Origin of the sequence: Janibacter zhaoxuefangae, assembly GCF_050271985.1 — a bacterium.
Lineage (GTDB): Bacteria > Actinomycetota > Actinomycetes > Actinomycetales > Dermatophilaceae.
In genome coordinates this window covers 1,373,457-1,397,720 of record NZ_CP189849.1, presented here as the reverse complement: position 1 = coordinate 1,397,720, position 24,264 = coordinate 1,373,457, and the positions used below count along the sequence as shown (strand labels likewise).

Below are 24,264 nucleotides of genomic sequence, written 5' to 3'. Positions count from 1 at the left end.
GTCAGTTTCCCTTCGCAGCGGTGATGCTCTTGCGGGTGGCGGCCACGACGGCGGCCGCGGTCACCCCGAACTCGCGGTAGAGCGTTTCGTAGTCGGCGGAGGCGCCGAAGTGGTCGATGCCGATGACCTGGCCGGCGTCGCCGACGATCTCGCGCCACCCCTGGGTGGCGCCGGCCTCGACGGAGACACGTGCGCGGACGGCCTTCGGGAGGACCTTCTCGCGGTAGGCGGCCGACTGCTCGTCGAACCACTCACGGCACGGCATCGAGACGACGCGCACGGAGAGGCCCTTCTTCTCGAGCTCGGCGCGCGCCTCGACGGCGATCGCGACCTCGGAACCCGTCGCCACGATGATGGCGTCGAGCTCCTCCTTCGATCCGTCGAGCAGGACGTAGGCGCCCTTGGCCACACCGGTCGCCTTGGCGGCGACCGAGCGGTCGAAGACCGGCACGTTCTGACGGGTGAGCGCGACGCCGGCCGGTCGAGCGTTCTTGAGGATGGCGAGCCACGCCTGGGCCGTCTCGTTGGCGTCCGCGGGCCGGACGACGTCCAGACCGGGCATGGCCCGCAGCGAGGCGAGGTGCTCGATCGGCTGGTGCGTCGGGCCGTCCTCGCCGAGGCCGATGGAGTCGTGCGTCCACACGAAGGTGACCGGCGCCTGCTGGATGGCGGCCAGGCGGACCGCGGGGCGCATGTAGTCGGAGAACACGAGGAAGGTGCCGCCGTACGGGCGGGTGAGACCCTCGAGGGAGATGCCGTTGAGGATCATGCCCATGGCGTTCTCACGGATGCCGAAGTGCAGCGTGCGTCCGTACTCGTCGCCGGGGAAGGCCTTGGTGGCCTTGCCCTTCGGGATGAAGGAGGGCTGGCCGTCCATCGTCGTGTTGTTGGAACCGGCGAGGTCGGCCGAGCCACCCCACAGCTCCGGCATGACGTCGGCGAGAGCGGACAGCACCTTGCCGGACGCCGCCCGGGTCGCCATCCCCTTCGCCTCGTCGGCGGGGAAGGTGGGCAGCGCCTTGGCGAGGCCCTCGGGGACGTCGCCGGCCACGAGCCGGTCGAGCAGCGCGGCGCGCTCGGGGTTGGCCTTGCGCCAGGCCTTTTCCTTCTTGTCCCACTCCTTGTGGGCGGCCTTGCCGCGCTTGACGACCTGACGCGTGTGGGTCAGGACCGGACGCTCGACCTGGAAGGTCTTCGTCGGGTCGAAGCCGAGCAACGACTTCGTCGCGCTGATCTCGTCGTCACCCAGGGCGGAGCCGTGCGAGGCGCCGGTGTTCTGCTTGGTCGGGGCGGGCCAGGCGATGATCGTGTGCAGCACGATGAGCGTCGGACGCTTCGACGTGCGCGACTTCAGGCAGGCGGCATGGAGCGCGTCGATGTCCTCGACGTACGCGTGGCCGCCCTTGCCGTCGGCGGCGTTCTTGCGCCAGTCGACGTGGACGACCTCCCAGCCGTAGGCCTCGTAGCGCTTGCCCACGTCCTCGGAGAACGAGATGTCCGTGTCGTCCTCGATCGAGATCTGGTTCGCGTCGTAGATCAGGGTGAGGTTGCCGAGTTCCTGGTGGCCGGCGAGCGAGGACGCCTCGGAGGCAACGCCTTCCATGATGTCGCCGTCGGAGGCGAGGACCCACACGTGGTGGTCGAAGGGGCTCTCGCCCGCCTCCGCCTCCGGGTCGAGCAGGCCGCGCTGGCGGCGCTGCCCGAAGGCCATGCCGACGGCCGAGGCGAGACCGGACCCGAGGGGGCCGGTGGTGATCTCGACGCCCTTGGTGTGGTGGACCTCGGGGTGGCCGGGGGTCAGGGAGCCCCACGTGCGCAGGGCCTTGAGGTCGCCGACCTCGAGGCCGTAGCCGTTGAGGAAGAGCTGGACGTACTGCGTGAGGCTGGAGTGGCCGCACGAGAGGACGAAGCGGTCACGGCCGAGCCACGTCGGGTCGGACGGGTCGTGGCGCATGACCTGCTGGTAGAGCAGGTAGGCGGCGGGCGCCAGGCTCATGGCGGTGCCGGGGTGGCCGTGGCCGGCGTTCTGCACGGCGTCGGCGGCCAGGAGGCGGGCCGTGTCCACGGCGCGCACGTCGACGTCGGTCCAACCGGCCTTGCGTGCGATGGGGCGCTCGAGCGAGGGGGAGCGCTCGAGTGCGGGCTTGCTCGAGGTGGTCCTCGTGGTTCCCCGGCCACCCCCCGCGGACGCGGCGGCCTTCTTGCTGGCGGCCTTGGGCTTGGTGTCGGCGTCGGTGCTCACGGGTGCCTCTTTCATCTGGGCGACTGCGATCGTCGGCAAGCCTAGTGCGCGACGTCACACGACTCACAACGTGGTTGTGGCCCGCCATCGCGATAACCGGCCGCCGTCCGGACCGGTGCGCCGCAGCGATAGACTGCCCGGTGCTCCTCCCATCCCCGAAGCAAGAGACGCCGAGGCCCGTAGTGACTGCAGTCGAGTCGACGCGCGATGCCACACCGCTCGCGCGGCCCAGCTGGCAGCAGAAGGCGCTGGGCTATCTGGCCCTGACGAAGCCGCGCATCATCGAGCTGCTGCTCGTCACGACCGTGCCCGTCATGTTCCTCGCCGCACGCGGCGTCCCCGACCTGTGGCTCATCGTCGCCACGCTCATCGGTGGGTCCCTCAGCGCGGGCGCGGCGAACACCTTCAACTGTGTGTACGACCGCGACATCGACGCCGTCATGCACCGCACGAGCAACCGGCCCATGGTCACCGGGCTGATCAGCCCGCGGGAGGGAATGACCTTCGGCGTCGTGCTGACCATCCTCTCGACGGTGTGGCTCTGGCTCCTGGTGAACCCGCTGTCGGCGATGCTCTCGCTCGGCGCCATCGCGATGTACGCCGTGGGCTACACGATGATCCTCAAGCGTCGGACCGCACAGAACATCGTCTGGGGCGGAGCCGCGGGGTGCATGCCCACCCTCATCGGGTGGTCGGCCGTCACGAACGACGTCGGGTGGCCGGCGATCATCCTCTTCCTCGTCATCTTCTTCTGGACGCCGCCGCACTACTGGCCGCTGTCCATGCGCTTCAAGGACGACTACGCCGAGGCCGGCGTCCCGATGCTGCCCGTGCTCGAGCAGTTCGTCACCGTGGCCCGTCAGATCGTGCTCTACGCGTGGGCCATGGTGGCCGCCTCGCTGGTGCTCGTCCCCGTCGCGGACATGGGCTGGGTCTACGTCATCGCGGCCATCGCCTCGGGTGGGCTCTTCCTCGCCGAGAGCCACCGACTCCTCGGCGCCGCCAAGCGCGGTGAGGGGCAGGCGGTGCTGCGGCCGATGCGCCTCTTCCACTACTCGATCACGTACGTGACGCTGCTCTTCCTCGGAGTGGCGATCGACCCGCTGGTGCACCTTCCGCTGACCTGACGTCGGCGCAGCGGCAGAACACGTGGCGGCTCAGCCGCGGTCGCGTAGCGCCATCAGCCCGTTGACGACGGCCATGACGAGCAGCGAAGCGCCGAGCATGTGGGCCATGACGAGGACCTCGGGCAGGTCCGTCAGGTACTGCACGTAGCCGATGAGGCCCTGGGCCAGCGTGATGCCGAGGACGATCGTCCAGCCGCGGTGGGCGCGAGTGTCGGTCGCCGTCAGGCGGGTGGCCAGCCAGACGGCCACGACGAGCCCGACGAGCAGCATCACGGCGTCGGCGTGCAACCACGAGATGGTGCGGGGATCGAAGCCGAAGCGGGCAGGGTCCTCGGCGTCGCCGGAGTGCGGACCCGAGCCCGTCACGACCGTCCCCAGCACGAGCACGAGCGCCGTCAGGGCTGCGGTCACCCGAGCGACGGTCAGCACCGGGGCGGGGACGAGCGGACGAGGCGGCGCGCCGGCCTCCTTCGCGTGCAGCCAGAGGTAGGTCGCCGCCGCCACGAGGCCCGACGACACCATGAAGTGGGTCGCCACCGTGGCCGGGTGCAGATGCGTCAACACGGTGATGCCGCCGATGAGGGCCTGGAGGGCGACACCGCCGAGGACGAGCCCGGCGGGCACGAGGAGGGAGCGGCGCCGATCGGTCCACATCAGGACCGCGACGAGGGCTGCGAGGGCGACGATCCCGACGAGCCCGGTGAGGGTGCGGTTGCCGTACTCGATGAGACTGTGGAAGCCCTCGGCCTGCTCGCGCACGGGCACGTAGGAGCCCGGCACGCACTGCGGCCAGGTGGGGCACCCGAGCCCGCTGCCGGTGAGGCGCACGAGGCCGCCGGTCACGACGATGAGCACCTCGACGACGACGTTCGTCAGCAGGATGCGGTGCAGCCACGGGGACGGCGCGAGGAAGGGGGAGCGCCGGGACGGGGCGGATGCGTGCGGTGCGGTCACCCCGTAACGGTAATCGGCCCGCCGACTCGGGGATCGGGCGGTCCGGCGTCTACCCTCGTGCGTGACCTGCCGATCGTCGGCGGTGCCAGCCTGGAGGATATTCGTGCAGATCGACCGTGAGGCGACCCCCTTCGTGGCTGCCGCTGCCGTCCCCGCCGTCGTCGCCGCCGCGACGGGCCGCTCGCGACTCGCGGTCACTCTGGGCGCCCTGTCGCTCGGCCTCGGAGCGTTCTTCCGTGACCCGCAGCGTTCCCCGGACCGCGACCCCGTCACGGACGCCGGTGTCGTGCTCTCACCCGCCGACGGCAAGATCGTCCACGCGGGACCGGCCCAGCCCGACGTCGCGCCGCCGGGGGAGTGGCTCCAGGTCAGCATCTTCCTGTCCCTGTTGGACGTCCACATCAACCGGGCCCCGTGGGGTGGACGCGTGACCGCGGTCAGCCACGTGCCCGGCCGCTACCTCGCGGCCTACCGTGCCGAGAGCGGCATGCGCAACGAGCGGAGCGAGATCACCGTCGAGCGCGTCGTCGACGGCACCACCCGACGGATCGTCTTCCGCCAGATCGTCGGCCAGCTCGCGCGCCGCGTCGTCACGAGGGTGCGGCCCGGCGATGACATCGCCACGGGCCAGCGCATCGGCCTGATGAAGTTCGGTTCGCGGATGGACGTCTTCCTCCCGACGGACGTCACTCTCGAGGTCAGTGCCGGGACCCGCGCCGTCGCCGGTGAGACGGTCCTGGGGCGGTGGCTCGACACCGATGGCCGATGAGCGACTGAGGCCCGGTCGGGCCAGGGTGCGGGAGCGCGTCGGTCGCCGTTGGCGACTGGTCTCCCCGTCGGGGGCCCGAGTCGTCTCCACCCGACTCCTCGACGCGCGCACCCGCGCACGCGTGCTCCTGCCCAGCCTCTTCACCCTGGGCAACATGCTCGCGGGCTTCTCCTCCGTGCTGTTCTCCTTCCAACAGGAGTTCACCACCGCCGCCGCGCTCGTCGCGGTGAGCGTCGTGCTCGACATGTGCGATGGAGCTGTCGCACGCGCGATCGGGGCGACGACCCCCTTCGGCGTGCAGTTCGACTCCCTGGCGGACCTCATCTCCTTCGGTGTCGCCCCAGCCGTCCTCGTCCACACCTGGGCCTTCTCGGACCAGCCGGTGTGGGCCTGGCTCGGCGCGATGCTGTGGCTCGCGTGCGCCGCCTTCCGCCTCGCGCGCTTCAACGTGACCGTCGAGCACGTCAGCGACAAGCGCTATTTCATGGGCCTGCCCAGCCCGGCCGCCGCGGCGGTCGTCATCGCCACGGTCTACGCCATGGCCGGACCGCTGCAGCTCGAGAGCGCCGTCCTGCCCGTGGGCGCCAGCATCGTCCCGGCCCTGCTCATGGTCACGACCGTGCGCTTCCGCTCCTTCCGCGCCCTGCTCACGCCCAACCCGGACAAGGCGTGGCTGACCGTCGCCCTGGCCGCGGCCGCAGCGCTCGGGCTCATCATCGCGCCGGCCCTCACCCTCGTGGTGATCGCGTACGGCTACCTGTTCACGGCGCCGTTGGGATGGCTCACGCGTCCGGTCCGCAGGGCCTGGCTGGGGGAGGCCTCGGTCGCCCCGCCGCGGCAGAAACTGCCCTCGGTGTTCCTCACGATCGAGCCGGGCGAGGGCGAGATCGACGACGAGGACTCCGACGTCGACGACCCGGACATCGAGGACTGCACGAGCCAGACGTCCGCCAGCCCCGCCGCGGACGCCTGACTCAGGCGGACCAGCGGAAGGTGCGGCGTGCGATCGCCGTCGCCACGAGGGCCCAGGCCGCGAGCACGGCCCACGAGCGAAGGTCGGCCGCGCCGTCCAGGAAGCCCGCCCTCAACGCATCAGCCAGGGCCGCGGAGGGTAGGAACGGCACTGCCGCGGCCAGTGCCCCGGGGAGTTCGCGGGCGGGCAGCAGCACGCCGCCGACGCCGATCAGGAGCACCCAGACGAGGTTCGCCACGGCCAGGACCGCCTCCGGGCGAAGCGCACCGGCAAGCAGGAGGGCGAGGGCGACGAAGGCCCACGTACCCAGCCCGAAGGAGATCACCGCCAGCGCGAAGCCGGCAGGCTCGGGGTGCCATCCGAGGGCCAGGCCCAAACCGCCGATGACGAGCACCTGGAGGGCCTCGACGACGAGCACGGCCGCGACCTTCCCGCCGAGCAGGCCTCCCCGGCCGAGCGGCGTGCTGCCGAGCAGGCGGAGCACGCCGTAGCGCCGGTCGAAGGCCGTCTGGATGGCCTGGCCGGTGAAGGCGGTGGACAGCAGGCACAGGGCGAGGACCCCGGGCACGGCGACGTCGATCCGGCGTCCGGCGCCGAGGTCCGGGACCGAGGTGAAGGCGAGGGCGACGAGGGCCAGCGCAGGCAGGATCATCGCCACGAGCAGCTGTTCGCCGTTGGCGAGCAGCGTGCGGGTCTCGAAGCGAGCCTGGGCGGCGAGTCGCGCGCCGGCCGAGGAGGCGCCGTGTGCTCGATCGATCTGCGAGGTCATCGGCTCCGCCCGTCCGTGAGTGCGAAGTAGAGGTCCTCGAGGGGCCGCTCGGCCGTCAACTCGGGCAGGGTCCCGGAGGCGACGACGGCACCGCGCGCGACCACGACGACGTCGTCGGCGAGTCGCTCGGCCTCCTCGAAGGAGTGCGTCGTGAGCACGACGGCCGCACCGGCATCGGCGACCGATCGCACCAGGTCCCACACATCGAGGCGGGCGTGCGGGTCGAGTCCGGCCGTCGGCTCGTCGAGAAAGGCGACGTCGGGTGCGCCGACGAGGGCGGCCGCGAGGGCGACGCGCTGACGCTGACCGCCGGACAGTCGGCGCACGGAGGTCTTGGCGAACTCGTCGATCCCGAGCGCCGCCGCGAGTTCGTCGACGTCTCTGGGGGAGCGGTGGAAGGCGGCCAGGTGCCGCAGGAGACGCAGCGGCCGCGCCGCATTCGGCAGGCCGCCCTCCTGGAGCATGACGCCCACGCGAGCCCGGTGGTCGGGGCTCGCCCGCCATGGGTCGTGGCCGAGGACCTCGAGGCGTCCCGAGTCCGGGAGCTGCAGGCCCTCGAGGCATTCCATCGTCGTCGTCTTGCCGGCACCGTTGGGGCCGAGGACCGCGGTGATCCGGCCGGCGTCGGCGGACCACGACATCCCGGAGACGGCACGGGTGGCGCCGAAGCTCTTGTGGAGGTCGGCGACGAGGACGGCGGGCGGCACGATGGTTGAGTGTAGGTCCAGTTCCGGACGAGGCCACTGTCAGGCAGGAGTAAGGGTCACCTTGCTTTGCCGGATCCCCGTAATTACCTAACATGGGTGTTGTGATTTTCGCCGAGGCCCAGCATGGGCACACGCAGGGACTGGAGTCGCGCACGCGCGACCGGGTCCTGCGTGCCATCAGCGAGCGTGGCCCCATCACGGCCTCGGCCCTGAGCGCGGAGTTCGACGTCACCACCGCGGCCATCCGACGGCACCTTGACGCGCTGCTCGACCTCGAGTTGATCGAGGTCCGCGAGGTCGCGTCCACGCATCGCGGGCGTGGCCGCCCGGCCAAGGCCTACGTCGTGTCCGAGACCGGCCACGGCAACCTCGTGTCCGACTACGACGATCTCGCCGCTCAGGCACTGCGTTACCTCGTGCGTGCCGCCGGCCCCTCGGCCGCAGGGGAGTTCGCCCGGCAGCGGTTCGCCGAGGTCGAGCACCGCTACCGGCCCGAGGTCGAGGCCGCCGGTGACGATCCCCGCGATCGTGCCGAGGCCCTCGTCGGCGCCCTGCGCCGCGACGGCTTCGCCCCCTCCTTCCGTCCCGTCGGCGAGCAGGGCGGACCCTTCGTCGGCGTGCAGCTGTGCCAGGGTCACTGCCCGGTCCAGCACGTCGCCACGGAGTTCCCCGAGTTCTGCGACGCCGAGACCGAGGCGTTCTCCCGCCTCCTCGGCGTCCACGTGCAGCGCCTGGCGACCCTCGCCCAGGGCGATCACGTCTGCACCACCTTCATCCCCACGGCCTCGGTCTCCTCCGCGGCCCCGCGTTCCCCCAAGGAAAGGTCCTCGCGATGAGCACCAACATCGAAGAGCTCAACCCGGGTCTCAAGGACATCGGGCGCTACGAGTACGGCTGGGCCGACAGTGACACGGCCGGTGAGACGGCTCGTCGCGGGCTCAACGAGGACGTCGTTCTCGACATCTCCAACCGCAAGTCCGAGCCCGAGTGGATGCGCGCGCTGCGTCTGAAGAGCCTGCGCCTCTTCGACAAGAAGCCCATGCCGAACTGGGGCAGCGACCTCTCCGGCATCGACTTCCAGAACATCAAGTACTTCGTGAAGTCGACGGAGAAGCAGGCCACCTCGTGGGAGGACCTGCCCGAGGACATCAAGAACACCTATGACCGCCTCGGCATCCCGGAGGCCGAGAAGCAGCGCCTCGTCGCGGGCGTCGCGGCCCAGTACGAGTCCGAGGTCGTCTACCACCAGATCCGTGAGGACCTGGAGGAGAAGGGCGTCATCTTCGTCGACACGGACACGGGCCTGCGTGAGCACGAGGACCTGTTCCGCGAGTACTTCACCTCGGTGATCCCCGCCGGCGACAACAAGTTCGCGGCCCTCAACACGGCCGTCTGGTCGGGTGGATCCTTCATCTACGTCCCGCCGGGCGTCCAGGTCGACATCCCGCTCCAGGCCTACTTCCGGATCAACACCGAGAACATGGGCCAGTTCGAGCGCACCCTGATCATCGCCGACGAGGGCTCGTACGTGCACTACGTCGAGGGCTGCACGGCGCCGATCTACAAGAGCGACTCCCTGCACTCGGCCGTCGTCGAGATCGTCGTGAAGAAGAACGCCCGCGTTCGCTACACGACCATCCAGAACTGGTCGAACAACGTCTACAACCTCGTCACCAAGCGCGCGACGTGCGCCGAGGGCGCGACGATGGAGTGGATCGACGGCAACATCGGCTCCAAGGTCACCATGAAGTACCCGGCCGTCTTCCTCCTCGGCGAGCACGCCAAGGGCGAGACCCTGTCCATCGCCTTCGCCGGCGAGGGCCAGCACCAGGACGCCGGATCGAAGATGGTCCATGCCGCGCCGAACACGTCGAGCTCGATCGTCAGCAAGTCCGTCGCCCGTGGCGGTGGCCGCACGTCCTACCGCGGTCTCGTGCAGATCCTCGAGGGCGCGAAGGGGAGCAAGTCCAGCGTCGTCTGTGACGCCCTGCTCGTCGACACGATCAGTCGCTCCGACACCTACCCGTACGTCGACATCCGCGAGGACGACGTGCAGATGGGCCACGAGGCAACGGTCTCCAAGGTCAGCGCGGACCAGATGTTCTACCTGATGTCCCGCGGCATGACCGAGGAGGAGGCGATGGCGATGATCGTGCGCGGCTTCGTCGAGCCCATCGCCAAGGAGCTCCCGATGGAGTACGCCCTCGAGCTGAACCGCCTCATCGAGCTCCAGATGGAAGGTGCCGTCGGCTGATGGCACCCCAGCACGACCGTTCCTTCGTCACTCCGATCCCTCGCGAGGACCACGCATGAGCCTGTTGGCCGACACCACCCCCAAGCCCCACACGGACGCGGTCGCGACCTTCGTCCCGGACCAGTCCCGCGCCGAGCGGACCCAGTCCTTCGACGTGAGCGCCTTCCCGCAGCCCACGGGCCGCGAGGAGGAGTGGCGCTTCACCCCCGTCGACCGTCTCGGCACCCTCTTTGCCGAGGGCGTCACGGGCGGTCGCCTGACCCACGACGCGACGCTGCCCGACGGTGTCACGCTCACCGAGATCACCTCCGAGCAGGCCCGCGCACTGGCGGACGTCGCCCCCGGTGACCGTGCCGCGGTCCTGGCCGTCGCGAACGCCGATGGTGCCCTGCGCCTGGACATCCCCGCCGAGGCCGAGCTCGACGAGCCCGTCCGGCTCCAGCTGACCGGTCAGGGTGGCGCGGCCGCCTTCGGTCACGTCGTCGTCACCGCCGGACACCACAGCCGGGCCACGGTCGTCATCGGTCACGACGGCACCGCCGACTACTCCGAGTTCCTCACGATCGTGGCCGGCGACAGCGCCGAGCTCACCGTCGTCTCGCTCCAGGAGTGGGAGGACGAGAGCCTCCACCTCGGCCAGCAGGACGTCGTCGTCGGTCGCGACGCGAGCGTCAAGCACATCGTCGTGACGCTCGGCGGCAAGATCGTGCGGCTCAACACCAACGCGAGCTACGCGGGTCCGGGCGGCTCCTTCGAGGGTCTGGGCGTCTACTTCGCCGATGCCGGACAGCACCAGGAGCACCGCCTCTTCGTCGACCACGAGGCTCCGCACTGCACGTCCAACGTGGAGTACAAGGGCGCCCTGCAGGGCGAGACCGCCCACACGGTGTGGGTCGGCGACGTCCTCATCCGCGCGGCGGCCGAGGGCACGGACACCTACGAGCTCAACCGCAACCTCGTGCTCACCGACGGTGCCCGGGCCGACTCGGTCCCCAACCTCGAGATCGAGACCGGCGAGATCGTCGGCGCGGGTCACGCCTCGGCGACCGGGCGCTTCGATGACCTGCAGCTCTTCTACCTCCAGGCGCGAGGCATTCCCGAGGACGTTGCCCGCCGTCTGGTCGTGCGGGGCTTCTTCGCGAGCATCATCTCGCGCATCGGCGTGCCCGAAGTCGCCGACCGCCTCATGGAGGCGATCGACATCGAGCTGGGCGGCGACGCGGCATGAGCGAGACCACGAGCACGCAGACCGCGGCCGACCGCGACGAGTGGGTGCGGGTCTGCCGCCTCGACGAGCTACCGGAGGTGGGTGCGGCCAAGGCCGACATCAACGGTCGCCTCGTCGCCATCATCACCACGGCCGACGGCGACATCCACGCCATCGACGACACCTGCACGCACGCCAACGTCTCGCTCTCCGAGGGCGAACTCGACGGCTGCGAGATCGAGTGCTGGCTGCACGGCTCGCGTTTCGACATCACCACCGGGCAGCCCAACGCCCTGCCGGCGACCACCCCGGTCGCCGTCCACGACGTCAAGGTCGTGGACGGCGAGGTCCACGTCGCCCTCAACAACTGACCCACGAACACATCGGAGACACGAACACCATGGCAACTCTGGAGATCCGCGACCTGCACGTCAGCGTCGAGACCGAGGACGGCCCGAAGGAGATCCTCAAGGGCGTCGACCTCACCGTCGCGTCCGGTGAGACCCACGCGATCATGGGCCCCAACGGGTCCGGCAAGTCCACGCTGGCCTACTCCATCGCCGGCCACCCGAAGTACACCGTCACCAGCGGCACCGTGACCCTCGACGGCGAGGACGTCCTCGCGATGTCCGTCGACGAGCGCGCCCGCGCGGGCCTCTTCCTGGCCATGCAGTACCCGGTCGAGGTGCCCGGCGTCACGGTGAGCAACTTCCTGCGCACCGCCAAGACCGCCGTTGACGGCGAGGCCCCCAAGCTCCGCACCTGGGTCAAGGAGGTCAAGGGAGCCATGGAGAACCTGCGCATGGACCCCGCCTTCGCCGACCGCAACGTCAACGAAGGCTTCTCGGGTGGCGAGAAGAAGCGCCACGAGATCCTTCAGATGGAGCTCCTGCAGCCGAAGGTCGCCGTCCTCGACGAGACCGACTCCGGGCTCGACGTCGACGCCCTGCGCATCGTCTCCGAGGGCGTCAACCGCGTGAAGGAGAACAGCGAGGTGGGCGTCCTGCTCATCACGCACTACACGCGCATCCTGCGCTACATCAAGCCCGACTTCGTGCACGTCTTCGTCGACGGCCGCATCGCCGAGGAGGGCGGCCCCGAGCTGGCCGACCGCCTCGAGTCCGAGGGCTACGACCGCTTCACCGCCCCGGCCCAGGCCTGAGCGCAGTGAACGACATGGCAGCGCGGGCGCTGACGGAGGAGGAGGTCGCGCGGTTGCGTGCGGACTTCCCGATCCTGACGCGCACCGTGCGTGCCGGCAAGCCGCTGGTCTACCTCGACTCGGGGGCCACGTCGCACAAGCCGACGATGGTCCTCGACGCCGAGCGCGACTTCTACGAGCGGCTCAACTCCGCGGTGCACCGCGGCGCGCACCAGCTCTCCGAGGAGGGCACCGAGGCGTATGAGGGTGCGCGGGCACGGATCGCCGCCTTCATCGGTGCGCAGGCCGACGAGATCGCGTTCTCCAAGAACGCGACCGAGTCGCTCAACCTCGTGGCCAACGCCTTCGCGGCGTCGCCGCACCCGGCCATCCCGGGCAGTGAGCGCTTCACGCTCGGCGCCGGCGACGAGGTCCTCGTCACCGAGATGGAGCACCACGCGAACCTCGTCCCGTGGCAGGAACTCTGCCGTCGGACCGGGGCCACGCTGCGTTGGATTCCGTTGACCGACGAGGGTCGGCTCGACCTGGCGGACCTCGGCTCGCTGCTGAGCGAGCGCACGAAGGTGGTCGCCTTCGCCCACGCGAGCAACGTCCTCGGCACGATCAACCCCGTCCGGGAGATCGCCGCGGCCGCTCGTGAGGTCGGTGCACTGGTCGTGCTCGATGCGTGCCAGTCCGTCCCGCACCTGCCGATCGACGTCACCGAGCTGGGTGTCGACCTGCTGGCCTTCTCCGGCCACAAGATGTTCGGGCCGATGGGGATCGGCGTCCTCTGGGGCCGCCCCGAGGTGCTCGCGGCGATGCCCCCCTTCATCACCGGCGGCTCGATGATCGAGACCGTCCGGATGGAGGGGAGCACCTACGCACCCCCGCCACAGCGGTTCGAGGCCGGCGTCCCGATGGCGGCCCAGGCCCTCGGGCTCGCGGCCGCTGTCGACTACCTGACCGAGCTCGGGATGGACCGCGTCCACGCCCGCGAGGTCGAGTTGGCCCAGCGCCTGCTCGACGGTTTCGCCGCTCGTCCGTGGACGCGTGTCGTGGGTCCGTTGGACACGGCGGACCGCGGCGGGACTGTCGCCTTCGTCGTGGACGACGTGCACGCCCATGACGTGGGGCAGATCCTCGACGACGCCGGAGTCGCCGTCCGCGTGGGCCACCACTGCGCGTGGCCGTTGCACCGGCGATTCGCCGTGGCCGCGACGGCGCGGGTCACCGTGGCCGCGTACACGACCGAGGCGGAGATCGACGCGTTCTTCGAGGCCCTTGACCGTGTGCCGGGCGTCTTCGGTGTTGATGTCGCCGGTGTTGATGTCGCCGGTGTTGATGTCGCCGGTGGCCAGAGGGGGGCGTCAGCCTGATGGACCTTTACCAGGAGCTCATCCTCGAGCACTCCAAGCGGCCGCACCACGCGGGTCTTCGCGAGGGACACCTCGCCGAGGTGCATCACGTCAACCCGACCTGCGGCGACGAGGTCACGCTGCGACTGCACCTCGACGGGACGGGGCCGGAGGCAATCGTCTCGGACGTCTCCTACGACGCCCTCGGCTGCTCGATCTCCATGGCCTCCACCTCGATCCTCACGGACGAGCTCATCGGCCACACGGTGGCCGAAGCCCTCGAGACACACGGGGCGATGAAGGCCATGCTCACGTCGAAGGGGCAGGACCCCGGCGACGAGGACGTCATCGGCGACGGTGTGGCCCTGGCCGGCGTCGCCCAGTACCCGGCGCGGGTGAAGTGCGCCCTGCTGGGATGGATGGCGTTCACCGACGCGTTGCACCTCAGTGGTGCCCTGAACGAGGTGCCCACCGGCACCGGACAACAAGGAGAAACCCCATGAGCGAGACGACCACCGGATCGCCGGTCAACGTGGCCGACGTGGAGGAGGCCCTGCGCGACGTCGTCGACCCCGAACTGGGGATCAACGTGGTCGACCTGGGGCTCGTCTACGGCATCACCGTCGACCCGCAGAACCACGCCATCATCGACATGACGCTCACATCGGCGGCCTGCCCGCTCACAGACGTGCTCGAGGACCAGACGACGTCGGTGCTCGAGGGCCTCGTGGCCGGCCACCGGATCAACTGGGTGTGGATGCCGCCGTGGGGCCCGGACAAGATCACGGACGACGGGCGCGAGCAGCTGCGCGCGCTGGGCTTCAATCTCTGATCGCGTGATCGAGGTCCCGCCCGAGCGCCTCGAGCGCTGGGTCGAGAACTTCGCTGGCCGCCACGAGGGGGTCGTCGACCGGGTCGACGACCCCCTCGGCGGTCGCATCGTGGTGCGCGGCGGGGACGGGGTGGTCGCGCGAGGTGAACGCCTCGTCCTCGACCCGCTCGGACTCATCCTCATTCGGCGCGGCGGCTACGCGGTTGGCCTCGCCAGCGGCAGCGACCTCCTCTCCCACAAGTGCGGGACCCGCTATGTCCAGTCGCGCACGGCGGCCGGCGGCTGGTCCCAGCAGCGTTTCGCCCGCCGACGTGGCAATCAGGCCGACGCCCTCGTCGAGGCCGTCGCCGGACATGCCGCTCGGCTGCTGTGCCCGCCGGCGGGGGAGCGGGCCGATGCTCTCCGGGCTCTGGTCGTCGGGGGCGACAAGGCCCTCGTGGCGTCCCTCCTGGACGAGCCCGTGATTCGGCCCCTGGTCGGGCTGCCGCGGCATGCCCTGCACGACCTCGCCGACCCCAATCTCGCCGTGCTGCGCGCGACGCTCGGCCGGGCTCGTTCGTGGCGGTTCGAGCTCGACGGTCCCTGACACTCGGCGGTCCCTGTACCCCCGGCGTGCCTGCCCGAGTGGCGAACCGGATATGTCCGTCATGTGCGCGTAGTACGCGCAAACGCGACGCAATCACCAGTTCTCCCACCCTGCGTCCGTCGCGCTTCCTACCCTGAAGGGGGGGTGCCGACGGCGGCCTGCACAACAGGGGAGATGGGCCATGCGAAGAGCGACAGCGTTGGTGGCGGGCGTTGCCGCTGCGGTGACGATGGGGCTGGTCACGGGGCCGACTGTCGCCAGCGGGGTCACGACGAGGGCCTCGACCGGCAGCTCAGCGGGGTTCACGACGGCCGATGACCCACCGCCACTGCCCATCACGGACCCGAAGCCCTGGACCCGCCCGGGCAAGGTCGCGCCGGGCGCCTATCGGGCAACGCCCGCGCCCCTCGTGCAGGCCGCGCCGACCACTGCAGGGTCGGGGTCCGCCGCGGACACGCCCACGCGGGTGACGCCGCTCGTCGCCCACTCGGCCTGGTCCTGGTACATGGATCCTCGGGTGATGGCGACCAGCAAGGCCACCTACTTCGGGAGTGTGGCCAACAATGGCGACATCCAGGTCACGAGCGTCGATCGTGGAACGGCGAGACTGCGGCACGCCGTCGTGCACCCACGGTTTCAAGCCGACGACCACAACGCGCCCACGTGATCGAGCTCCCGGACGGACGGATCGCCGCGTTCTGGAACTCGCACGGATCGGTCGCGCCGCGCTACAAGATCACGACCAGCGCGGGGGACATCACGTCGTTCGGCGCGCAGCGGCTGCTCGTCGGCTCCGGACTGGAGAACGACAAGTCGACCTACATGACCGTTATGCGGCTGCGCGGCAACGCCAACCCCTACACGGTCTTCACCCGGCGCCAGAGCGATCATCGCTGGGTCATGACGACGAGCAAGGACCTCGTCCGCTGGACGCCGGCGGTGGCCCTCTTCAGCATCGCCCTGACCGACAGCATTCCCTACCCGAAGTTCGTCACGACCGGATGGCGGACCGTCCACATCGCCGTCTCGAACACGACAGCCAATGGGTCCATTCAGCCCAGCTCGATGTTCCACATGTACCTCAAGGACGGCGTCTTCCGGCAGAGCGACGGGAGCGCCATCCGCACGCTGGCGGAAGTCGCGGGCACCAGCAGCGGCGAGCCGCGGCCCATCGACCCGGTGGAGGGAACCCAGATCTACGACGGGCGCAGCGCGGATGGCGAAGCCCGGGTCTACGACATTGCCCTGACGTCAACGGGCCAGCCCACCATCGTCCTCAACACCGGCGGGCCGGAAGGGCCGTGGACGGACAAATGGTTCCAGCGTCGGAGCGGCACCTGGGTACAGCGCACGCTCGTGCGCATGGCCACGACGCCGTGGGGCATCACGATGCGCCACGACGACCCGGCGCGCGCCTTCCTCTCCCGTGACGTGCTCGAGTCCGGCACCCGCGAACTCGAGGAGTACCGGACGACCGACGGAGGTGAGACGTGGACTCGGCGGGAGCTGACGAGCAACACGACCCCTGGCGGCAACCGCACGCCCGCCACGCCGTGGGGCGCCCAGGACGGACCGGTGTCGGTCGCCTGGTTGCGTGGCCCCTACACGACCTTCAACAAGGGGCAGTGGGACACGAGCGTCACTCTCGAGACGACCGGACCGGCTCCCGTCTCCATGTCGTCCTCCTGGCCGTGGAACTGGGACGAGGGGGCCGGGGTCTCCGCCCAGGTGACGCGCGGCGTCGGCGGCTCCGGGATCTCCGGCCTGACCATCACGCTGCGGGTCCGCAAGCCCGGCGAGACGGAGAAGTGGATCCGCTCACGGGTGACGGACATGGACGGCAGGGCCTCGTTCCCGGTCAACCGCTACTACCCGAAGGGGACGCTGGTGCGGCTCTACAAGGCCACGACCACGAACTTCGGGCTCGCCGTCTCGCCGAGCCACCGCACCACCTGAGGGTGCTCGCCCCGAGGAATGGACCGCTGATGTCCCACACTGGGAGACAGCGAAGGGGGCGCCCCGCCGTGAATGGCGGGGCGCCCCCTTCCGTCTGCTCGTGTCAGGTCACTCAGGTCACTGGTAGACGCTGTCGACCGCGAAGGTGTCGCAGTCGTTGACCTTCTTGGCCTTCATGCCGGTGACGAACCAGGTCATCCGAGCCTCGGCCGAGCCGTGCGTCCAGCTCTCCGGCGTTGTGCGTCCCTGGGTCTTCTCCTGGATGTTGTCGTCGCCGACGGCCGACGCCGCGGACAGGGCCGACTTGATGTCGGACTCCGTCAGCTTCTTGAGGAAGGGCTCACCGTTGCCGGAATCGGTGCTGGACGCGTGCTGGGCCCACATGCCGCCGAAGCAGTCCGCCATGAGCTCGATGCGCACGGCACCCGACTCGGCGCCCTGCGGGTCCTGCTGGGCGTTGCCGAGGATGCCGTAGAGGTTCTGGATGTGGTGGCCGTACTCGTGCGCGACGACGTACTCCTTGGCGAGTTGGCCGTCGTCAGAACCGAACTGGGTGCTGAGGATCTGGAAGAAGTCGGCGTCGACGTAGATCTTCTGATCGGTGGGGCAGTAGAACGGGCCGACCTGGTTGCTGGCCGTGCCGCACGCGGACTGCGTCGTGCCCTGATAGACGACGGTCGTGGCCGGCTGGAACCCGCCCTCGCCGGTGAACGCCTCTTCCCAGTAGGCCTCGGCCGAGGCGGCGGTGGCCGCCACGAGGCACCGGTCGTCCTTGTTGGCGTCCGCGCCCGTCTTGCAGTTGGCGAGCCAGTCGGGGTCGGCCTCCTGCTCCTGCGAGGAGTCGGTGGTGGTCGTGGTGGTGCCCGTGTCGGGCAACTGCCCCGTGAAGAGGAACACGAGCAGAGCGATGATCAGACCACCGATACCGCCACCGACGGCGATCCCGCCTCCGCGCCCTCCACTGCCCCCGGACTCAACGTTCGAGGTGTCGATCTGGGCGTTGTCGTTGAAACTCATCCACCGGCCTCCGCGGTCAGGGTGCGACGTGCTGGCTGCACTGCTCGCCTAGACTATCCCGGAGCCGGGCGCCGAAACCCCTTCGGGGCGTCCGGTGCGTCGCGCCCGGTGCCGGCCAACCCGCGGCACCGACCCCCATGAGCAGGAGTGACCCCTTCCGTGATCGTTGCCAGTGACATCGAGCTGCGAGCCGGGTCGAGGATCCTCATGGAAGGGGTGAGCTTCCGCGTCGCCCCCGGCGATCGCGTCGGCCTCGTCGGCCGCAACGGCGCAGGCAAGACCACCCTGACGAAGGTGCTCGCGGGGGAGGGGCAGCCGGCCGCCGGCCAGGTGACGATCACCGGCGAGGTGGGCTACCTGCCGCAGGACCCCCGCGGCGTCGACCTCACCGTGACTGCCCGCGAGCGCATCCTGTCCGCCCGCGGCCTCGACACGATCGTGCGCGAGCGCCGCGTCGCCGAGGAGCGCATGGCCGCAACCGACGAGCGGATCCAGGAGCGCGCGATGCGCACCTACGCCCGACTCGACGACGAGTTCGCGTCCGCCGGTGGTTACGCCGCCGAGTCCGAGGCCGCGTCCATCGCCTCGGCGCTCAACATCGAGGAGCGACGCCTCGATCAGCCGCTCGGGACCCTGTCCGGTGGTCAGCGCCGTCGCGTCGAGCTCGCGCGGATTCTTTTCTCCGGCGCGACCACGCTCATGCTCGACGAGCCGACGAACCACCTCGACGCGGACTCCATCGCCTGGCTGCGCGACTACCTGCGCAACTACAAGGGCGGGCTCATCATCATCAGCCACGACGTCGAGCTCCTCGGGGTCGTCGTCAACCGCGTCTTCCACCTCGACGCCAACCGCGCCGAGATCGACGTCTACAACGTCGGCTGGCGCACCTACCTCCAGCAGCGCGAGACGGACGAGCGGCGCCGCAAGCGCGAACTCGCCAACGCGCAGAAGAAGGCAGGCGCCTTGCTGGAGCAGGCGGAGAAGATGCGTGCCAAGGCGACGAAGGCGGTCGCCGCGCAGCAGATGATGCGCCGCGCCGAGAAGATGTTGGCCGGTGTCGAGGGGGAGCGGGTCAGCGACAAGGTCGCCAAGCTGCGGTTCCCCGACCCCGCACCGTGCGGCCGGACGCCCCTGCGTGCGAGCGGCCTGTCGCGCTCCTACGGCAGCCAGGAAATCTTCACCGACGTCGACCTGGCCATCGACCGCGGCTCCCGCGTGGTCGTCCTCGGGCTCAACGGCGCCGGCAAGACGACGCTGCTGCGGATGCTCGCCGGCGTCGACACCCCGGACACGGGCCAGGTGGAGCCCGGCCACGGCCTGAAGATGGGCTACTACGCCCAGGAGCACGAGAACCTCGATGTCGATCGCAGCGTGCTCGACAACATGAAGTCGGCCGCCCCGGACCTCGGCGAGACGGAGGTCCGCAAGGTCCTCGGCTCCTTCCTCTTCTCCGGGGACGACGTCGACAAGCCGGCCGGTGTGCTCTCGGGTGGCGAGAAGACGCGACTGTCGCTGGCGTTGCTCGTCGTGTCCTCGGCCAATGTGCTGCTCCTCGACGAACCGACGAACAACCTCGACCCGGCCTCCCGGGCCGAAATCCTCGGCGCCCTGTCGACGTACAAGGGTGCCGTCGTCCTCGTGACGCACGACGAGGGCGCCGTCGAGGCGCTTCAGCCGGAGCGCATCCTCCTGCTGCCGGACGGCATCGAGGACCTCTGGGGTCCCGACTACCGCGATCTCGTGTCCCTCGCCTGACCGGCCGCCCGGGTAGCTGTCAGATCACCGCCAGACCCTCGCCGGCCCCCCTTCGGGTCGGGCCGTCAGGCACCACCATTCACATAATGGACGGTTATGCGATCCATAACCAGCCGCGTAGAATGCTGCGGGTGACCGAGATGACGACCCGCCCGACCCGCACCAAGGCCACCGGTGCGTGGGCCGATGGTGACCGCACTCCGCTGAACCACAACGAGCAGTTCAAGCAGGAGGACGACGCCCTCAACGTGCGCCGCCGGATCGAGGACGTCTACTCGAAGGAGGGCTTCGCGGCGATCACGCCGGACGACCTTCGCGGTCGGATGCGCTGGTACGGGCTCTACACGCAGCGAGCCGCCGGCATCGACGGCGGCCAGACGGCCACCCTCGCGCCGGAGGAACTCGACGCCGAGTACTTCATGATGCGCGTCCGCTCGGACGGTGGGGCCCTGTCCCTCGAGCAGTTGCGCACCATCGCGACTATCAGCACGGAGTTCGCCCGGGACACCGCGGACATCTCCGACCGACAGAACATCCAGCTCCACTGGATCCGGATCGAGGACGTCCCCGAGATCTGGCGTCGCCTCGAAGCCGTGGGCCTGACCACGACCGAGGCCTGCGGCGACTGCCCGCGCGTCGTCCTGGGCTCCCCGGTCGCCGGCATCGCGGCCGACGAGATCATCGACGGCACCCCCGCGATCGAGGCCATCGTGCGCGACCACATCGGCAGCCCGGAGTTCTCCAACCTGCCGCGCAAGTTCAAGACGGCCATCTCCGGCTCGCCCAGCCTCGACGTCGCCCACGAGATCAACGACATCTCCTTCGTCGGGGTCGAGCACCCCGAGCACGGCCCCGGCTTCGACGTCTGGGTCGGCGGCGGCCTCTCGACCAACCCGATCTTCGCGGAGCGCCTCGGTGTCTGGGTCTCGCTCGAGGACGTCCCCGCCGTCTGGGCCGGCGTCTGCGGCATCTTCCGCGACCACGGCTACCGGCGCCTGCGCAACCGCGCCCGCCTGAAGTTCCTCGTCGCCGACTGGGGCCCGGAGAAGTTCCGCAACGTCCTCGAGCAGGAGTACCTCGGTCGCCGCCTCGCGGACGGTCCGGCGCCGGCCACCCCCAGTGCCCACCGCCGTGACCACGTCGGGGTCCACCCCCAGAACGACGGCAACGTCTGGGTCGGGGTCACCCCCATCGCCGGACGCGTCAGCGGCACGATCCTCACCGCCGTCGCGGACGCCGCCGAGACCGCCGGTTCGGGCCGGGTGCGCCTCACCGCCCACCAGAAGCTCCTCGTCCTGGACGTGCCGCCCGCCAAGGCGCCGGCGCTGACCCGTACCCTCGCCGATCTCGGCCTGCCCGCCGACCCCAGCGAGTGGCGGCGCGGCGTCATGGCGTGCACGGGCATCGAGTACTGCAAGTTGGCCCTCGTCGAGACGAAGGCGCGTGCCCGCACCGTCGTCGCCGAACTCGAGCAGCGCCTGCCGGAGCTGGACGTCCCACTGAGCATCCACGTCAACGGCTGCCCCAACGCCTGCGCCCGCACCCAGGTCGCGGACATCGGCCTGAAGGGGATGGTCAGCAAGGCGGACGACGGCACCCTGACCGAGGTCTTCCAGGTCCACCTCGGCGGAGCCCTGGGCACCGAGCCGGGCCTGGCGCGCAAGACGCGCGCCCTCAAGGTCGCCGCCGAGGACCTGCCCGACTACGTCGAGCGCGTCACCCGCCACTACCTCGACCAGCGCACCCCGGACGAGTCATTCGCTCGCTGGGCACACCGCGCCGAAGAGGACGACCTCCGATGACCGCGCGCCTGCGGCCTGCCGCCATCCACCACTGCCCGTTCTGCGCCGAGCAGGACCTGTGGCCGGTGACCGAACCCGACCACGGGTGGAAATGCCAGTCCTGCACCCGCACCTTCGTCGTGCAGGCCTGGGGCGGCAACGACGAGTCGCTCATCCCGGGTCGAGTCGACCCGAGCACGATCCACCGGGAGGACCAGGCATGACCGCTCTCACGCACGACGGAGCCACGGACCTGCGATCCCTCGCCGACGAGGCCACGGCCCGGTTCGCCGCGCTCGAGACCGAGGCGCAGGACCACGCCGCGCGCGTCGAACTCTCCCGGGAGGTGCTGCGGTGGGCACGCTCCGCCTTCGGTGACGACGTGACCGTCGCGAGCTCGATGGGGGACGAGGTCCTCGTCCACCTGGTCGGGACCACGGTGCCGGACACCGACGTCTTCTTCCTCGACACCGGCTATCACTTCGCCGAGACGCTCGGGACCCGCGATGCCTATGCCGCGATGCTGCCGATCCGCCTTCGCACGATCCTCCCGTTGCTGTCCGTGGCGGAACAGGATGCCGAGCACGGCCCGCGGCTGCACGACCGGGACCCCAATGCGTGCTGTGCCATGCGCAAGGTCGAGCCGCTCGAACGCGCGCTGTCGGAGCATTCGGCCTGGGTCACCGGCATGCGCCGGGCCGATGCCCCCACCCGCACGGACATCACCCTGGTGGGGTGGGACGAGCGCCGCGGCATGGTCAAGGTCAACCCGATCGCCGCATGGACCGACGAGGACGTCGACCGCTACGCGGGCGAGCAGGGCGTCTTCCTCAATCCGCTGCGGCAGGAGGGCTACACCTCGATCGGCTGTGCCCCGTGCACGCGGCCCGTCGCCGAGGGCGAGGACGCGCGCGCTGGCCGCTGGTCCGGCACCGGCAAGGTCGAGTGCGGCCTGCACACGTGAGCACCTCGCCGCGGCACCCGCTCTTCCTCGACCTCACCGGTCGACGCGTCCTCGTCGTCGGCGGCGGCGAGGTGGCCACCCGACGCGCGCTGCGCGCGGCCGATGACGGTGCACTCGTGCACGTCGTCGCGAAGGAGGCCACGGCGAGTTTGCGGGAGGCCGCGGCCGCCGGTCGGGTCACGCTCGACGTCCGCCCATTTGCCCTTGAGGACCTGACGTCACCGCGCCGCGCGTGGCTCGTGCACAGCGCCACCGGCGACGAGCACGTCGACGGACTCGTCGCCGCCCGCGCGGCGGACGAGGCGATCTGGTGCGTCCGCGCGGATTCCGCGGAGCGCTCGGCCGCGTGGTCCGCCTCCGTGGCGACCGTCGACGCGCAGGATCCCGGGGAGGGCATCGTCGTCGCCGTGACCGGCGGCGGGGACCCGCGTCGCGGGATGGCCGTGCGCGATGCGGTGGCGGGGGCGCTGGCCGCTGGAACGCTGCCGCTGCGGCGACAGCGCCCCGGTGGCAACCCGTGGGGCGGCCGCGTCGCCGTGATCGAGGGCGCAGCGGGCCCGGCGGATCTGTTGACCGTCCGCGCCCGCGCCCTCCTCGCCGTCGCCGATGTCGTCGTTGCCGACGACCCGAGCACGGCGGAGGTGCTCACCGAGGTCGGTGACGACGTCGAGGTCATCGCCGTCGGCCGGGCTGCGGTGGCTGGCGGTGTGACATCCCACGGTGGGACGTCCGACGGGCTCTCCCAGGACGCGATCAACGCCCTCCTCGTGCGTGCGGCCCGTGAAGGTCGCTTCGTCGTCCGTCTCGCCGACGTGCCGCCGCTGGCTCCGGGTCGAGCGGAGGAGGCCGCCCACTGTGCCGGTCACGGGCTGGCTGTGGAGATCGTGCCGGGCGTCGTCGCACCCGGTCGTCCGGTCGGCTTCCCCGTCGGGGTGGTCGCTCCGGCGGAGGGCAGGGTGGACGGGGCGGCATGACCGTGGAAGACGTGTCCGGTCCCTCCGGGCCGCTCGTCCTCCTCGCGCACGGGTCGCCCGATCCACGGCACCGCGAGGGTATAGAGCGCCTGGCCCGCACCGTCGGCGCCCTGGCCCCCGGTCTGCAGATCCATGTCGCCTACCTCGACCATCACGGCCCGACGCCCGCAAAAGCGGCCGCAGCCGCGTCCGTCGGGGTCGTCGCGGCCCCCGTCCCCGTCATTCCGGTCCTGCTCACCCCGGCCTTTCACTCGCGCGTCGACGTGCCCGCCGCGATCGCGGCGATGAACGATCACGTGACACCCACCTTCGTCGCGACGTCGGCCCTCGGCCCGCACCCCCTCCTGCTCGTGGCCGCCCTCGAACTCCTCGGCGGGCCGCAGCAGGAACGCGCCGGCCGGCACACGGTGCTCTTCGCGGCGGGCTCGAGTGATGGCACCGCGGCCCGGAGCATCGCGACGACGCTGAGGGACCAACCGCCCACGGACGGGTCCACCTGGCACGTCGCCGCCCTCGGGGGAGGGACCGCACTGGAGGACGTCCTCAGCGGACTGTCCCCGGCGACGACGGACATCGTCCCCTTCATGGTGGCCGACGGCGTCCTCGTGGACCGGATGCGTCTCCGGACCGGCGCGGTCGGACACCGCCTCGTGCCGGGGACCTTCTCGGCCACGGTCGCCCTGGCCCGACTCGTCCTCGTGAGGATTCTCGACGCGTCGTCGACCACGGACACGATCCACCGCCCCTGACCCGCGCCCCCTCTCCCGAGTTTGGGACATCAGGTGTCCCTTCCTGGGTTCCGGTGGCCCATTCCGGTCGAGTTTGGGACATCAGGTGTCCCTTCCTGGGCTCCGGTGGCCCATTCCAGTCGAGTTTGGGACATCAGGTGTCCCTT

General features: G+C 70.4%; 25 protein-coding genes. 20 read left to right on the top strand and 5 right to left on the bottom strand.

What is annotated here, in order from left to right; all coding sequences use genetic code 11:
- Position 1: 1 nt before the first annotated feature.
- Positions 2-2,107: a transketolase gene (gene tkt / locus ACQBAS_RS06610; RefSeq protein WP_427385591.1), complete on the bottom strand. Its 2,106-nt coding sequence runs from the start codon at positions 2,105-2,107 to the stop codon at positions 2-4.
- 317 nt (positions 2,108-2,424) lie between these two features.
- Here tkt and ACQBAS_RS06605 point away from each other — a divergent pair, with 317 nt between their 5' ends.
- On the top strand, positions 2,425-3,369 hold the full coding sequence (locus ACQBAS_RS06605) for a heme o synthase (RefSeq protein ID WP_427385557.1): 945 nt from the start codon (positions 2,425-2,427) through the stop codon (positions 3,367-3,369).
- Positions 3,370-3,399: 30 nt separating this feature from the next.
- Here the strand turns inward: ACQBAS_RS06605 and ACQBAS_RS06600 are convergent, their stop codons facing one another.
- Complete coding sequence (locus ACQBAS_RS06600; RefSeq protein WP_427385556.1) at positions 3,400-4,323, bottom strand: COX15/CtaA family protein; 924 nt, start codon at positions 4,321-4,323, stop codon at positions 3,400-3,402.
- 103 nt (positions 4,324-4,426) lie between these two features.
- Here ACQBAS_RS06600 and ACQBAS_RS06595 point away from each other — a divergent pair, with 103 nt between their 5' ends.
- On the top strand, positions 4,427-5,092 hold the full coding sequence (locus ACQBAS_RS06595) for a phosphatidylserine decarboxylase (protein ID WP_427385555.1): 666 nt from the start codon (positions 4,427-4,429) through the stop codon (positions 5,090-5,092).
- Complete coding sequence (gene pssA, locus ACQBAS_RS06590; RefSeq protein ID WP_427385554.1) at positions 5,082-6,065, top strand: CDP-diacylglycerol--serine O-phosphatidyltransferase; 984 nt, start codon at positions 5,082-5,084, stop codon at positions 6,063-6,065. Before ACQBAS_RS06595 ends, pssA begins: the two co-directional genes overlap by 11 nt.
- Position 6,066: 1 nt before the next feature.
- Here pssA and ACQBAS_RS06585 read toward each other — a convergent pair whose 3' ends face one another.
- Together ACQBAS_RS06585 and ACQBAS_RS06580 are read right to left on the bottom strand one after the other, a co-directional pair.
- Positions 6,067-6,834 carry an ABC transporter permease gene (locus ACQBAS_RS06585; RefSeq protein WP_427385553.1) on the bottom strand — a complete coding sequence of 256 codons (768 nt, stop codon included), beginning with the start codon at positions 6,832-6,834 and terminating at the stop codon, positions 6,067-6,069.
- Positions 6,831-7,541 carry an ABC transporter ATP-binding protein gene (locus ACQBAS_RS06580; RefSeq protein WP_427385552.1) on the bottom strand — a complete coding sequence of 237 codons (711 nt, stop codon included), beginning with the start codon at positions 7,539-7,541 and terminating at the stop codon, positions 6,831-6,833. The genes ACQBAS_RS06585 and ACQBAS_RS06580 overlap by 4 nt, the downstream gene beginning before the upstream one ends.
- 101 nt (positions 7,542-7,642) lie before the next feature.
- Between ACQBAS_RS06580 and ACQBAS_RS06575 the strand changes: the two genes are divergently transcribed.
- The 11 genes from ACQBAS_RS06575 to ACQBAS_RS06525 all read left to right on the top strand — a co-directional run bounded on the left by ACQBAS_RS06575 (position 7,643) and on the right by ACQBAS_RS06525 (position 16,875).
- A complete protein-coding gene (locus ACQBAS_RS06575) occupies positions 7,643-8,377 on the top strand; it encodes a helix-turn-helix transcriptional regulator (RefSeq protein ID WP_427385551.1) in 735 nt (244 codons plus the stop codon).
- Positions 8,374-9,795: a Fe-S cluster assembly protein SufB gene (gene sufB, locus ACQBAS_RS06570; RefSeq protein WP_427385550.1), complete on the top strand. Its 1,422-nt coding sequence runs from the start codon at positions 8,374-8,376 to the stop codon at positions 9,793-9,795. Before ACQBAS_RS06575 ends, sufB begins: the two co-directional genes overlap by 4 nt.
- Before the next feature lie 55 nt (positions 9,796-9,850).
- Positions 9,851-11,023, top strand: coding sequence for a Fe-S cluster assembly protein SufD (sufD, locus tag ACQBAS_RS06565; RefSeq protein ID WP_427385549.1), 1,173 nt, complete (start codon positions 9,851-9,853; stop codon positions 11,021-11,023).
- Positions 11,020-11,373 carry a non-heme iron oxygenase ferredoxin subunit gene (locus tag ACQBAS_RS06560; RefSeq protein WP_427385548.1) on the top strand — a complete coding sequence of 118 codons (354 nt, stop codon included), beginning with the start codon at positions 11,020-11,022 and terminating at the stop codon, positions 11,371-11,373. The genes sufD and ACQBAS_RS06560 overlap by 4 nt, the downstream gene beginning before the upstream one ends.
- Positions 11,374-11,402: 29 nt before the next feature.
- Positions 11,403-12,164 carry a Fe-S cluster assembly ATPase SufC gene (sufC, locus tag ACQBAS_RS06555; RefSeq protein ID WP_427385547.1) on the top strand — a complete coding sequence of 254 codons (762 nt, stop codon included), beginning with the start codon at positions 11,403-11,405 and terminating at the stop codon, positions 12,162-12,164.
- A gap of 14 nt (positions 12,165-12,178) precedes the next feature.
- On the top strand, positions 12,179-13,522 hold the full coding sequence (locus tag ACQBAS_RS06550; RefSeq protein ID WP_427385590.1) for a SufS family cysteine desulfurase: 1,344 nt from the start codon (positions 12,179-12,181) through the stop codon (positions 13,520-13,522).
- Positions 13,522-14,004 (top strand): Fe-S cluster assembly sulfur transfer protein SufU, encoded by a 483-nt coding sequence (gene sufU, locus ACQBAS_RS06545; protein WP_427385546.1) that lies wholly within the window; start codon positions 13,522-13,524, stop codon positions 14,002-14,004. Before ACQBAS_RS06550 ends, sufU begins: the two co-directional genes overlap by 1 nt.
- Positions 14,001-14,333: a metal-sulfur cluster assembly factor gene (locus ACQBAS_RS06540; protein ID WP_427385545.1), complete on the top strand. Its 333-nt coding sequence runs from the start codon at positions 14,001-14,003 to the stop codon at positions 14,331-14,333. The genes sufU and ACQBAS_RS06540 overlap by 4 nt, the downstream gene beginning before the upstream one ends.
- A 4-nt stretch (positions 14,334-14,337) precedes the next feature.
- The gene (locus ACQBAS_RS06535) at positions 14,338-14,919 is read left to right on the top strand and encodes an acVLRF1 family peptidyl-tRNA hydrolase (RefSeq protein ID WP_427385544.1); all 582 of its coding nucleotides are present in this window, start codon (positions 14,338-14,340) and stop codon (positions 14,917-14,919) included.
- Between the two features lie 181 nt (positions 14,920-15,100).
- On the top strand, positions 15,101-15,586 hold the full coding sequence (locus ACQBAS_RS06530) for a hypothetical protein (RefSeq protein ID WP_427385543.1): 486 nt from the start codon (positions 15,101-15,103) through the stop codon (positions 15,584-15,586).
- The gene (locus ACQBAS_RS06525; protein WP_427385542.1) at positions 15,583-16,875 is read left to right on the top strand and encodes a hypothetical protein; all 1,293 of its coding nucleotides are present in this window, start codon (positions 15,583-15,585) and stop codon (positions 16,873-16,875) included. The genes ACQBAS_RS06530 and ACQBAS_RS06525 overlap by 4 nt, the downstream gene beginning before the upstream one ends.
- 117 nt (positions 16,876-16,992) lie before the next feature.
- Here the strand turns inward: ACQBAS_RS06525 and ypfJ are convergent, their stop codons facing one another.
- The gene (ypfJ, locus tag ACQBAS_RS06520) at positions 16,993-17,892 is read right to left on the bottom strand and encodes a KPN_02809 family neutral zinc metallopeptidase (protein ID WP_427385541.1); all 900 of its coding nucleotides are present in this window, start codon (positions 17,890-17,892) and stop codon (positions 16,993-16,995) included.
- Positions 17,893-18,051: 159 nt separating this feature from the next.
- On the opposite strand from ypfJ, the gene abc-f reads away from it, so the two are divergent.
- The 6 genes from abc-f to ACQBAS_RS06490 all read left to right on the top strand — a co-directional run bounded on the left by abc-f (position 18,052) and on the right by ACQBAS_RS06490 (position 24,118).
- The gene (gene abc-f / locus ACQBAS_RS06515) at positions 18,052-19,650 is read left to right on the top strand and encodes a ribosomal protection-like ABC-F family protein (RefSeq protein WP_427385540.1); all 1,599 of its coding nucleotides are present in this window, start codon (positions 18,052-18,054) and stop codon (positions 19,648-19,650) included.
- Positions 19,651-19,772: 122 nt separating this feature from the next.
- On the top strand, positions 19,773-21,452 hold the full coding sequence (locus ACQBAS_RS06510) for a nitrite/sulfite reductase (protein WP_427385539.1): 1,680 nt from the start codon (positions 19,773-19,775) through the stop codon (positions 21,450-21,452).
- Positions 21,449-21,655: a hypothetical protein gene (locus ACQBAS_RS06505; RefSeq protein ID WP_427385538.1), complete on the top strand. Its 207-nt coding sequence runs from the start codon at positions 21,449-21,451 to the stop codon at positions 21,653-21,655. The genes ACQBAS_RS06510 and ACQBAS_RS06505 overlap by 4 nt, the downstream gene beginning before the upstream one ends.
- Positions 21,652-22,395, top strand: coding sequence for a phosphoadenylyl-sulfate reductase (locus ACQBAS_RS06500; protein ID WP_427385537.1), 744 nt, complete (start codon positions 21,652-21,654; stop codon positions 22,393-22,395). The genes ACQBAS_RS06505 and ACQBAS_RS06500 overlap by 4 nt, the downstream gene beginning before the upstream one ends.
- Entirely contained in the window at positions 22,392-23,369 is a 978-nt protein-coding gene (locus ACQBAS_RS06495; protein WP_427385536.1) for an NAD(P)-dependent oxidoreductase, read from the top strand. The genes ACQBAS_RS06500 and ACQBAS_RS06495 overlap by 4 nt, the downstream gene beginning before the upstream one ends.
- The gene (locus ACQBAS_RS06490) at positions 23,366-24,118 is read left to right on the top strand and encodes a sirohydrochlorin chelatase (RefSeq protein ID WP_427385535.1); all 753 of its coding nucleotides are present in this window, start codon (positions 23,366-23,368) and stop codon (positions 24,116-24,118) included. The genes ACQBAS_RS06495 and ACQBAS_RS06490 overlap by 4 nt, the downstream gene beginning before the upstream one ends.
- The last annotated feature ends 146 nt before the right edge of the window (positions 24,119-24,264 follow it).

Coding starts and splice junctions, on each gene's coding strand:
- pssA (WP_427385554.1), top strand. CDS start 5,082: ATGGCCGATGAGCGACTGAGGCCCGGTCGGGCCAGGGTGCGGGAGCGC.
- ACQBAS_RS06585 (WP_427385553.1), bottom strand. CDS start 6,834: ATGACCTCGCAGATCGATCGAGCACACGGCGCCTCCTCGGCCGGCGCG.
- sufB (WP_427385550.1), top strand. CDS start 8,374: ATGAGCACCAACATCGAAGAGCTCAACCCGGGTCTCAAGGACATCGGG.
- sufD (WP_427385549.1), top strand. CDS start 9,851: ATGAGCCTGTTGGCCGACACCACCCCCAAGCCCCACACGGACGCGGTC.
- ACQBAS_RS06560 (WP_427385548.1), top strand. CDS start 11,020: ATGAGCGAGACCACGAGCACGCAGACCGCGGCCGACCGCGACGAGTGG.
- sufC (WP_427385547.1), top strand. CDS start 11,403: ATGGCAACTCTGGAGATCCGCGACCTGCACGTCAGCGTCGAGACCGAG.
- ACQBAS_RS06550 (WP_427385590.1), top strand. CDS start 12,179: ATGGCAGCGCGGGCGCTGACGGAGGAGGAGGTCGCGCGGTTGCGTGCG.
- sufU (WP_427385546.1), top strand. CDS start 13,522: ATGGACCTTTACCAGGAGCTCATCCTCGAGCACTCCAAGCGGCCGCAC.
- ACQBAS_RS06540 (WP_427385545.1), top strand. CDS start 14,001: ATGAGCGAGACGACCACCGGATCGCCGGTCAACGTGGCCGACGTGGAG.
- ACQBAS_RS06530 (WP_427385543.1), top strand. CDS start 15,101: ATGCGAAGAGCGACAGCGTTGGTGGCGGGCGTTGCCGCTGCGGTGACG.
- ypfJ (WP_427385541.1), bottom strand. CDS start 17,892: ATGAGTTTCAACGACAACGCCCAGATCGACACCTCGAACGTTGAGTCC.
- ACQBAS_RS06510 (WP_427385539.1), top strand. CDS start 19,773: ATGCTGCGGGTGACCGAGATGACGACCCGCCCGACCCGCACCAAGGCC.
- ACQBAS_RS06505 (WP_427385538.1), top strand. CDS start 21,449: ATGACCGCGCGCCTGCGGCCTGCCGCCATCCACCACTGCCCGTTCTGC.
- ACQBAS_RS06500 (WP_427385537.1), top strand. CDS start 21,652: ATGACCGCTCTCACGCACGACGGAGCCACGGACCTGCGATCCCTCGCC.
- ACQBAS_RS06490 (WP_427385535.1), top strand. CDS start 23,366: ATGACCGTGGAAGACGTGTCCGGTCCCTCCGGGCCGCTCGTCCTCCTC.